The sequence below is a fragment of the Ruegeria sp. D4 genome, from assembly GCF_056534475.1.
The window spans coordinates 139,655-149,776 of record NZ_JBQFPJ010000012.1 but is presented as its reverse complement, the minus strand read 5'-3'; the positions used below and the strand labels follow the sequence as shown (position 1 = coordinate 149,776).

At 58.8% G+C, this 10,122-nt stretch carries 8 protein-coding genes; 4 read left to right on the top strand and 4 right to left on the bottom strand.

The annotated features are described in order from the left end of the window. Positions 1–282 precede the first annotated feature (282 nt). Entirely contained in the window at positions 283–1,044 is a 762-nt protein-coding gene (locus ACR0MI_RS16355) for an NAD kinase (protein ID WP_170609519.1), read from the top strand. 277 nt (positions 1,045–1,321) lie between these two features. Here ACR0MI_RS16355 and ACR0MI_RS16350 read toward each other — a convergent pair whose 3' ends face one another. The 4 genes from ACR0MI_RS16350 to ACR0MI_RS16335 all read right to left on the bottom strand — a co-directional run bounded on the left by ACR0MI_RS16350 (position 1,322) and on the right by ACR0MI_RS16335 (position 7,687). Further along, positions 1,322–2,764 (bottom strand): amidase family protein, encoded by a 1,443-nt coding sequence (locus tag ACR0MI_RS16350; protein ID WP_170609521.1) that lies wholly within the window; start codon positions 2,762–2,764, stop codon positions 1,322–1,324. A 94-nt stretch (positions 2,765–2,858) separates the two neighbouring features. Continuing rightward, positions 2,859–4,748, bottom strand: a complete 1,890-nt coding sequence (gene prpE, locus ACR0MI_RS16345; RefSeq protein ID WP_170610867.1) for a propionate-CoA ligase PrpE — start codon at positions 4,746–4,748, stop codon at positions 2,859–2,861. A 231-nt stretch (positions 4,749–4,979) separates the two neighbouring features. After that, positions 4,980–5,369, bottom strand: coding sequence for a GFA family protein (locus ACR0MI_RS16340; protein WP_170609522.1), 390 nt, complete (start codon positions 5,367–5,369; stop codon positions 4,980–4,982). Positions 5,370–5,413: 44 nt separating this feature from the next. Beyond that, complete coding sequence (locus tag ACR0MI_RS16335; RefSeq protein ID WP_170609524.1) at positions 5,414–7,687, bottom strand: NADP-dependent malic enzyme; 2,274 nt, start codon at positions 7,685–7,687, stop codon at positions 5,414–5,416. 173 nt (positions 7,688–7,860) lie between these two features. Here ACR0MI_RS16335 and ACR0MI_RS16330 point away from each other — a divergent pair, with 173 nt between their 5' ends. From ACR0MI_RS16330 to ACR0MI_RS16320, 3 genes are all read left to right on the top strand, one after another. Continuing rightward, positions 7,861–8,559: a hypothetical protein gene (locus tag ACR0MI_RS16330; RefSeq protein ID WP_170609526.1), complete on the top strand. Its 699-nt coding sequence runs from the start codon at positions 7,861–7,863 to the stop codon at positions 8,557–8,559. Continuing rightward, positions 8,528–9,625, top strand: coding sequence for a cupin domain-containing protein (locus ACR0MI_RS16325; RefSeq protein WP_170609528.1), 1,098 nt, complete (start codon positions 8,528–8,530; stop codon positions 9,623–9,625). The genes ACR0MI_RS16330 and ACR0MI_RS16325 overlap by 32 nt, the downstream gene beginning before the upstream one ends. Before the next feature lie 103 nt (positions 9,626–9,728). After that, positions 9,729–10,121 carry a cytidine deaminase gene (locus ACR0MI_RS16320; RefSeq protein ID WP_170609530.1) on the top strand — a complete coding sequence of 131 codons (393 nt, stop codon included), beginning with the start codon at positions 9,729–9,731 and terminating at the stop codon, positions 10,119–10,121. Position 10,122 lies beyond the last annotated feature (1 nt).

The following is a 10,122-nucleotide window of genomic DNA, read 5'->3' as shown; positions in this document are numbered from 1 at the left end:
GCTCGATTTCATCGCGCTGGCGCCCCAACTCGGACCGGATCGAGCCAAAAAGCTCAGGATCACGATCCGAAAGAGACTGGGTGAAAAAACCGGTGTCACGAAGATTGGCGTTCATGGGGGCTCCACATGGCTGGGAATAATCTTGCGGATTTCCTATCGGAAACGACATACATGCAAAAGTCGTAAAGCGACGAATTGGCCCGTTATGGCGTCAAGTCTGGCCTATCGGGGAAAGGTATGTTTGTTTCGGAACCAAATGTGCAGCACCGGAAACCCGTTTACATGATTCAGAGAATCGCCTTTCTTGCCAGCGACGCCAAGGTGGCCCAGATTGCGCGGGATGCGCTGGTCGCCCGATACGGCAATGCCGCGCCTCGGGACGCAGATGTTGTGGTCGCGCTTGGGGGCGACGGGTTCATGTTGCACACCCTGCACAACATGCAACATCTGGATACGCCGGTTTATGGCATGAACCGCGGAACCATCGGCTTTCTGATGAACGAGTTCAGTGAAGGTGACCTGATGGAGCGGCTGGCCGCCGCCGAGGAGGAGGTCATCAACCCGCTGGCCATGCGCGCCATGGATCAGTCCGGCAAGATGCACGAAGCGCTTGCAATCAACGAAGTGTCGTTGCTGCGCGCTGGACCGCAGGCCGCGCGGCTGAAAATCAGCGTGGATGGCAGGGTTCGCATGGCTGAACTCATGTGCGACGGGGCTTTGTTGTCCACGCCTGCCGGATCCACTGCCTACAACTACTCGGCCCACGGCCCGATTCTGCCGATCGGGTCGGATGTTCTGGCGCTGACCGCGATTGCCGCATTTCGCCCGCGCCGCTGGCGCGGCGCTCTGTTGCCCAAGATCGCGCATGTCAGGTTTGATGTGATCGAAGCGGATAAACGCCCGGTCATGGCGGATGCGGATTCGAACTCATTCCCAGACATAGATTGGGTAGAAATCCGGTCCGAGCCGTCAATCACACACCGAATTCTGTTCGATCCCGGCCATGGTCTTGAGGAGCGTCTGATTTCGGAGCAGTTTACCTAAACTGTCCAGTTTGAACATTTTTTCGGTTTGTGTGAACCAGTTCACAGGAAAGTGCTTTATCATTCGTTAATCTGAACTTGCCCGGAGAACACGCTAAGGCGGGAGTGAGTGGCCGCCAACAGCGTATTCGAAATGATTGCGCAGTTTTCGCGCTGGCGAGGGTGGGTGGTGCTACGCTCGTCATCAGAAATTCGGGCATATTTTAGTATGCGGACCCCGGGCACAAAAACCCGGGGTCTATTTTTGTCAGCTGCGTTGTCAGGGTTTAGGCCGAGGCTCAGCGTGCCCCTGATTCCATTCTGTCCCACAGCGGAAAACACATCTGCCCGACGCGGGCTTCGATCGCGGCCGCGGCATCAACCGCCAGGTCTTCACGCCACCGCCGCGCAGCGATCTGCACATTGATCGGCTGAGGGCCTTTAGGCAGGCTGGCAAGCCGGGCGGGAACGCATGCGGCCGGCAGACCCAGAAAGTTCATCGCGTACGAGTAGACGGCGCAGCCGAGAACCTCGTGAACACCTTCGGCCCCCTCTGTGTCACGATCGGGTCCAAAGAAGGGTTGCGGCAGAAATGGGGACAGAACCAGCGCGTAGTCCTCCATGAACAGTGACCATTGCCTTGCATAGTGGCTGCGTTCCGCCAGCATGCGGATCAACTCGGTTCCCACGATCGGCGGAAATTCCTGGAAATACACTTCAAAGACATCCCGGATGGTCTGCGACCCGACCGCTTCGATGTCGCTTTTCATCAGGGTCAGAACCTCGCCCATCAGTGCGCGATACCCATTGCGTCCGCAGTCGAACACATCCGGCGTTTCGACTTCGTCTACCTGATAGCCCGCGTCCGTCAGCGCATCGCGTGCGGTTTCCAGCGCCTTTTCAACTTCGGGGTGCAGGTCGTAGCCGTATGTGTTCTTCGTAAATGCAACCCTGATCGGGGTATCCGGGTTCTCGGTCCGCCAGGGCAGGGGAACGTGGAACGGATCCCGCGGGTCAGGGGTAATCAGACAAGGCATGGACAGGTGCAGGTCGGCAGCAGAACGTGCGATCAGCCCCTGCACCGACATGGACTGTGCCAGTAACCCGCGTTCGGCCTGTTGGCTGGGGTTCCAGGCTGGTACCCTGCCCAGACCGGGTTTGACCGTCACCGCGCCGTTGGCAGCTGCCGGAAATCTCAGACTGCCACCGATGTCGTTGCCATGGCCCAGTGCGCCGATGCCGGCCATCACTGCAGCGCCTGCACCGCCAGACGACCCGCCGGGCGAGATGTGCCTGCCCCAGGGGTTGTGCGTGCGACCATAAAGCGGATTGTCGGTGTCCGCGCGGAACGAGAATTCAGGTGTATTCGTCCGGCCGATCACGACCGCGCCTGCCTTCAACAGATTGGCAACCACCGGGGCGTCGTCGGGTGCGATGACATCCTTCAGGGCAGAAACGCCATTTGTTGTCGCGTGGTCCTTCTGGTCCACATTGACCTTGATGGTGACGGGAACACCGTGCAGCGGGCCTGCAGACGCGCCTTTGGCGCGCGCCTTGTCCAGTTCTCGTGCGCGTTTAAGGGCTTGCACACTCAGGTCGTCTACGACCGCATTCAGGTCCGGGTTGATCTCGTGCATCCGGTCCAGCGCGCCTTGCACAGCGGCCTCGGCGCTCAGTGCGCCGCTGCGGGTTTGGCTGGACAATTCGGTGGCGGTTAGTCGCCAGAGTTCTTGATCTGTCATGGGCCCTCTCTGTCTCAGAGTGACAGTAGGGAGCCGGTAACAGGTTGCAAGCGAAAGGCGAAAAGCGGGCGACGGTTTGTCGCCCGTTTCTGGGTTACTGAGCGTAACCGATGGTTTTCAGGGCTTCGGCGATCTCATCCAGAATGGCCGGATCGTCGATGGTTGCGGGCATCTTGTAGTCCTTGCCATCTGCAATCGAGACCATGGTACCCCTAAGGATCTTGCCCGACCGCGTCTTGGGCAAGCGGTCGACCACGACAGCAAGCTTGAACGCCGCAACAGGCCCGATCTTTTCGCGCACCATTTTGACGACATCCTGCACGACCTCGGCGTGATCTTTATCGCAGCCGGCGTTCAGGCACAAAAAGCCAACTGGCATCTGCCCTTTCAGCTGGTCCGAGACGCCGATGACCGCGCATTCGGCGACGTCGGGATGGGCGGCCAGGACCTCTTCCATCCCACCTGTGGACAGGCGGTGGCCGGCCACGTTGATCACGTCGTCGGTGCGCGCCATGATATAGAGATAGCCGTCCTCGTCGATCATCCCCGCGTCACCGGTTTCGTAATAACCGGGGAACTGATCCAAATAGGATTTGCGGAACCGGTCCTCGGCGTTCCAAAGGGTCGGCAGAGTGCCGGGCGGCAGGGGGAGTTTGACCGCGATGGCCCCAAGCTCGCCCGCCTGAACCGGGTGGCCTGCCTCATCCAGAATCTGCACGTCATATCCTGGCATCGGCTTGGCGGGTGATCCCAGCTTGACCGGCAGTTCCTCGATCCCCAGCGGGTTGCCGGCAATGGTCCAGCCCGTTTCGGTCTGCCACCAATGGTCGATCACCGGAACTTTCAGTGCGTTCTGCGCCCATGTGATCGTGTCCGGGTCTGCACGTTCACCTGCCAGGAACAGTGCCCTCAGGCAGGTCAGGTCGTAATTCTTAAGCATGTCGCCGGAAGGGTCTTCGCGCTTAACAGCGCGGATGGCTGTCGGGGCGGTGAAGAAGCTGCGCACGTTGTGTTCAGAAATCACCCGCCAGAAAGTGCCCGCATCCGGGGTGCCGACCGGTTTACCTTCGAACACGATCGTCGTGTTGCCGTGGATCAGCGGCGCGTAACAGATATAAGAATGACCGACGACCCAGCCCACGTCCGAGGCGGCCCAGAACACATCGCCCGGATCGACGTTGTAGATGTTCTTCATCGACCAGTTCAGCGCTACAAGGTGCCCTGCGGTAGGGCGCACAACACCTTTGGGCGCGCCGGTCGTTCCCGACGTATAAAGGATATAGGCTGGATCGTTGCCATCAACCGGCACACATTCCGCCGGTTCAACGCCGTATTGGAAACCATGCCAGTTGAAATCGCGCCCTTCGATCAGCTGTGCCACTTCCTGTTCGCGCTGGAAGATGACGCAGAATTCGGGCTTGTGACTCGCCATCTCGATGGCGCCGTCCAGTAGCGGCTTGTAGTGCACCACCCGACCGGGTTCCAGCCCGCAAGACGCCGCAATGATCGCCTTTGGTTTCGCGTCGTCGATCCGAACGGCCAGTTCATTGCTGGCAAAACCGCCAAACACGACCGAGTGAACAGCCCCCAACCGCGCGCAGGCCAGCATCGCCTCAAGCGCTTCGGGGATCATGGGCATGTAAATGATGACCCGGTCGCCTTTCTCGATCCCCTTGGCCCGCAGCGCCCCGGCCAGCGTTGCAACGCGGTTGCGCAGTTCGACATATGAGATTTCGCGTTTCGTATGGGTGATCGGGCTGTCGTAGATTATGGCCGTCTGCTCACCCCGACCGTTTTCGACATGCCGGTCCACCGCATTCCAGCAGGTGTTGACCTTGGCGTCACAGAACCATTCATAGAGCGGGGCATTGTCGTCAAACAGCGCTTTGCTTGGCGGCTGTACCCAGTCGATCCCCTTGGCGGCGTCCATCCAGAACGCCTCCGGATCGGATTTCCAACTCTCATAGATGTCCTGATAAGCCACGGCATCGTCCTCCTCAAAATCCCTTGCCAGTGTGTTAGGCATCTGCCGCCTGTCGGACAAGCGGCTGAAATGACGACGCGTCAGTTTACCGCGAATTATTTGCAGATACCGGGAAAATGGGCTGCAAAGTTTTGCAAATCGCCTTCCCGATCAAGGTGAATTCGCAACAAAGCCTTTGTTTTGCAAAACTGCAAATTATTAGTTGCAAATGGCCGCGGAATCACGGAGCGTTCAGTTTCCGGTCTTGGCGTATCGGGGCAAGCTGTCCTGAATATCCAGCCACGGCAGGTGATCTGTATGGAACACGTGAAACCGGGGCGAAACTGTTTCCGGGTTTTCCAGCGTCGCGATGTAAAGGTGGATGTTCACCGTGTCCCCTGCATTGCGGTACGCCATCTGAGTTCCACAGGCCGCGCAGAACAGCCGCTCGACATCCGGAGATGAGCGATAGACCGCAGGTGGATCGCCAGACCAGGTCACCGATTCATGCGGCAATCCGAAAAATGCGGTAACAGGGGCGGCGCAGTTGCGGCGGCAATCTGTGCAGTGGCAATAGCAACTCCACGCTATGTTGCCGTCACTTTCCCAACGAACGGCCTTGCAGTGACAATGCCCCTTCATGGTGCCCCCTCCCGAAAACGGCGGCCTATGTCAGAGCCACCCCATTAACCGTAATGCGCGACCGGGGTTCCGGCAATGGCCGCCATGTTCAACAAGCCGCGCGCCGTGATCGAGGGCGTCACGATATGCGCCTTGTTGCCCATGCCCATCAGAATGGGGCCGACCTCGATTCCGTCCGCTTTCATCTTCAGAATGTTTCGCACCCCGCTGGCGGCATCCGCGTGGGCAAAGATCAATACGTTGGCGGCGCCCTGAAGGCGCGAATTTGGGAAGATACGCGAGCGAAGCTCGGGGTCCAGCGCAACATCCAGGTTCATTTCACCTTCATAGGTGAAGTCCCGAGGTTTGGAGTCCAGAATATCCAGCGCGGCGCGCAGACGTTTGCCAGAACCTTCGGCCTGATTGCCGAATTGCGATTGCGAGCAGAATGCGATTTTGGGCTCAAGTCCGAAACGACGCACGTGGCGGGCCGCCCCGATTGTCGTTTCGGCAAGTTCTTCAGGTGTGGGCAGTTGCCGGACATGTGTGTCGGCAATGAAAAGGGGACCGTCTTCCAGAATCATCAGGGACAGCGCGCCCTGCGCACGAAGATCTCCGTCGTCCAGAACCTGTTCGACATAGTTCAGATGCCAGCGGTATTCGCCAAATGTGCCACAGATCATGCTGTCGGCTTCTTCACGCTGGACCATGATCGCGGCAATCGCGGTCGTGTTGGTCCGCATGATCGCCTTGGCCAGATCCGGTGTGACGCCCCTGCGTTGCATGACCTGATGGTAAGAGTTCCAGTAGTCGTAGTAACGCGGGTCGTTTTCCGGGTTCACGATCTGAAAATCCTGCCCCGGCCGGACAGTCAGGCCCAGCTTTTCGCAGCGTGCATCGATCACCTCGGGTCGGCCAATCAAGATCGGTGTTTCCGTAGTTTCTTCCAGGATCGCCTGTGCCGCGCGCAGAACCCGTTCGTCTTCGCCTTCGGCAAAGACAATTCTGCGCGACGCTGCGGCTGCGGCCTCGAACACCGGACGCATCAGCAGGGCCGATTTGAAAACAGTCTGGTTCAGGCTTTCCTTATAAGCCTCGATATCCGAGATCGGCCGTTTGGCCACGCCACTGGCCATTGCCGCCTTGGCAACCGATGACGATACAACGCCCACCAGACGCGGATCGAACGGTTTCGGAATCAGATAATCCGGCCCGAACGTCAGTTGTTCTCCCTGATAGGCGGCAGCGGCTTCCGCGCTGGTGGTGGCGCGGGCCAGTTCGGCGATGCCATCGACGCAGGCAATCTGCATGTCATCGTTGATCTCGGTCGCGCCGATATCCAGGGCACCGCGAAAGATGAAGGGAAAGCACAGCACGTTGTTGACCTGATTGGGAAAATCGCTGCGGCCCGTTGCGATGATCGCGTCCGGAGCAACCTCTCGGGCGGCATCCGGCAGTATCTCAGGGGTCGGATTGGCCAGGGCAAAGATGATCGGGCGATTTGCCATCTTTCCGACCATCTCGGGCTTCAGGACATTCGGGCCGCTGAGTCCCAGAAACAGATCTGCATCGCCAATTACATCATCCAGTGTGCGCAGGTCTGATTTCTGCGCGAACTGATCTTTGTGTGGGTTCATATCTTCGGCCCGGCCTTCGTAGACCAGCCCGTGAATATCGCACAGCCAGATGTTCTCGCGCTTGACCCCCAGTTTGACCAGCATCATCAGACAGGCAATGCCCGCCGCACCGCCGCCAGTTGACACCACCTTGATGTCTCCGAACTTCTTGCCGGCAACGTGCAGGGCGTTCTTGGCCGCGGCGCCAACGACAATGGCCGTTCCGTGTTGGTCATCGTGAAATACCGGGATGTTCATCCGCTCGCGGCACAGTTTTTCGACGACAAAGCAATCCGGTGCTTTAATGTCCTCCAGATTGATAGCGCCGAAGGTCGGTTCCAGCGCGCAGACGATATCCGCCAGCTTTTCCGGGTCGGGCTGGTCCACTTCGATATCGAAACAGTCGATACCAGCGAATTTCTTGAACAGAACCGCCTTGCCTTCCATCACCGGTTTCGAGGCCAGCGCGCCAATATTGCCAAGCCCCAGAACCGCGGTGCCGTTTGACACGACACCCACCAGGTTCCCGCGCGACGTATAAAGCTCGGCATTGGCGGCATCCGATTTGATCTCAAGGCTGGCCTCGGCCACACCGGGCGAATAGGCACGCGCCAGATCGCGGCCATTGGCCAGCGGTTTGGTTGCTTTTATCTCAAGTTTTCCGGGCTTCGGGTGGGCGTGATAGTCAAGCGCGGCCTGCCGCAGGCTGGGTGTGTCGGACATCGGTGAACAAGCTCCTTCCCGGAATTTGGTTTAGTGTTAAACTATATTTTCTGACTTGGCTATGCGGTCTAATGCGTAGGCCGGAATTGGCCGAGAGTGACAGGCTGGTTGAAATTGTTCGTGGTTCTTTTACACGGAGTGGACTTTCACTGCAGCGAAGCGCAAAATCAGGCATGAGCATAAAAGACAACACGCGGCCGGAGAAGGCCGTTTCAGGCAACCAATCTTCATTTGGAATGGAAAAGTCCGGATTCCGCGTGGCAATCGCGCTGATGGCCCTGATCCTGTGCGCCGTTGTGATTTGGCCCCTGCAGGCCGAGCAGCTCAACCAGGAAGGGGGGCCGTTCGAAACGATTTCGGCCGCCGCGCTGCTTGCTGCCGGGCTGGCGGCACTGGTGCGGTTTCCCGGATTGAAACGTCTGTACATCGGTGTGACCTGCCTGCTTCTGGCCGAGCGAGAGCTGGAAGCAGACATTTATTCCGAAGGAACCGTGCCGTTTATGATACTGAGCGGCCTGGATGACATTCTGGACATGACGCTGATCCGGGTCGTGCTTGCGGTCATCATACTGGGCGGTGCCATTTGGCACGGGGTGCCCAACGCACGGCTTGCGCTGAAACAGCGCGCGCCGTTTTTGCTGATCTTCGTTCTTGCCGGGCTGTCGGCTGTGGTGGCCCAGCTTCTGGAAGAGGTCTCGGGACTTTTTGACGAGACGCTGTCCCCGATTATGGCGATCCGTCTGTTTGCGCTGGAAGAAACGCTCGAGATGTTCTTTTCGATTGGCATTTTGGCCTCTGTTCTGATCGGATGGCCCAAATCGAATATTGAAGAGAAGCCTGATGACCAGCAGCAAAAGTCCGACACTCGCTGAATTCCGTCTGCCCACGAACGAACTGCGCGACGACATCCCGTTTTATACCAGAACGCTGGGGATGCGGATGGATATGATCTATCCCGCCGATGACCCCCGTGTTGCGGTGTTTTCGGGCCATGGCTTGCGATTGCGCATCGAAAAGGACGCGCCCGAGGCGCCCGGGACCTTGCGAATCCTGACCGAGGATCCGGATCGGTTTGCCGATGGCGAGCGTGTGCTGGTCGCCCCCAATGGAACTCGCATAGAAATTGACGACCGCAACCCGCCGCTGGTGATGCCGGAAACGGTGCATTCCTTTGTCGTGCGCAGGCTAAAGGACCAGGCGCCGTGGATCATTGGACGGGCGGGTATGCACTATCGCGATCTGGTGCCTGATCGGCTGGGCGGGTCGATCATCGCCAGCCACATCCGTATCCCCGATGGCGGCCCGGTGCCCGACATGGTGCACTTTCACAAGGTCGGGTTTCAGCTGATCTTCTGTATCCACGGCTGGGTCGATGTTGTGTACGAGGATCAGGGCGAAAAGATGCGCCTGACGGCGGGCGATTGCTTTATCCAGCCTCCGGAAATCCGTCACCGCGTGCTCGAGGCCTCGGACAATGTGCAGGTGATTGAGATCGGTGTACCCGCGGAACATGTCACGGAAATCGATCATGACATGGATCTGCCCACCCCTCATTTCCGGCCCACGCGGGAATGGCAGGGGCAGCGGTTTGTGTACAATCAGGCCAAAGATGCCGAGTGGGGGGAGTTCCGCTTGCCGGGATATATCTGCCGGGACACCACGATTGCGGAAAACACTAAGGGCGTTGCCGGGGTTCAGGTGGTAAAACGGGGGCAGGGCGATCCGGTCTGGGCCAGTCATGATACCGATATCCATTTCACCTTCGTGATGAACGGTCAGGTGACGCTGGAAGGGGAAGGACGTGATCCCTATCGGCTGGAACAGGGCGACGCCTTTGTGATCCCGCCGGGGATGCGCACGCGCCTTGCGGACCCGTCCGATGATGTCGAGCTGCTGGAGGTCACATTGCCCGGGACCTTCAATACAACGCTGGGTTAAGCCAAGATCGGATCAGGAAACATGCGCCGGGGGCTTCAAATCCCCCGGCTCTTTCCATTAGGGTATGGCATTCTGACCAGATGATCAAAAATTGGGAATCACCATGCCTTTGAAAGACGCCGCCCTGTCCGTCCGGGAAAACGCGTACGCGCCGTATTCGAAGTTCAAAGTGGGCGCGGCGATCCGGTCGAAGTCCGGAGTGATCTTTTCCGGCTGCAACGTGGAAAATGTCGCCTACCCGGAAGGCACCTGTGCCGAAGCGGGTGCGATTGCCGCGATGGTGGCCGCGGGTGAGCAGGAACTGACCGAGGTTTATGTTGTCGCCTCAAGCCCGCAACCGGTACCGCCTTGTGGCGGATGCCGTCAGAAGCTGGCGGAATTCGGCAAGCCGGACGTCAAAGTGACGCTTGCGACAGCAACCGGAACTGAGCTTGAGACAACCATCGGACAGCTTCTGCCCGGCGCGTTCGACGCCTCTCATATGGAGGATGTCTGAA

Coding starts and splice junctions, on each gene's coding strand:
- ACR0MI_RS16355 (WP_170609519.1), top strand. CDS start 283: ATGATTCAGAGAATCGCCTTTCTTGCCAGCGACGCCAAGGTGGCCCAG.
- ACR0MI_RS16350 (WP_170609521.1), bottom strand. CDS start 2,764: ATGACAGATCAAGAACTCTGGCGACTAACCGCCACCGAATTGTCCAGC.
- ACR0MI_RS16340 (WP_170609522.1), bottom strand. CDS start 5,369: ATGAAGGGGCATTGTCACTGCAAGGCCGTTCGTTGGGAAAGTGACGGC.
- ACR0MI_RS16335 (WP_170609524.1), bottom strand. CDS start 7,687: ATGTCCGACACACCCAGCCTGCGGCAGGCCGCGCTTGACTATCACGCC.
- ACR0MI_RS16330 (WP_170609526.1), top strand. CDS start 7,861: ATGAGCATAAAAGACAACACGCGGCCGGAGAAGGCCGTTTCAGGCAAC.
- ACR0MI_RS16325 (WP_170609528.1), top strand. CDS start 8,528: ATGACCAGCAGCAAAAGTCCGACACTCGCTGAATTCCGTCTGCCCACG.
- ACR0MI_RS16320 (WP_170609530.1), top strand. CDS start 9,729: ATGCCTTTGAAAGACGCCGCCCTGTCCGTCCGGGAAAACGCGTACGCG.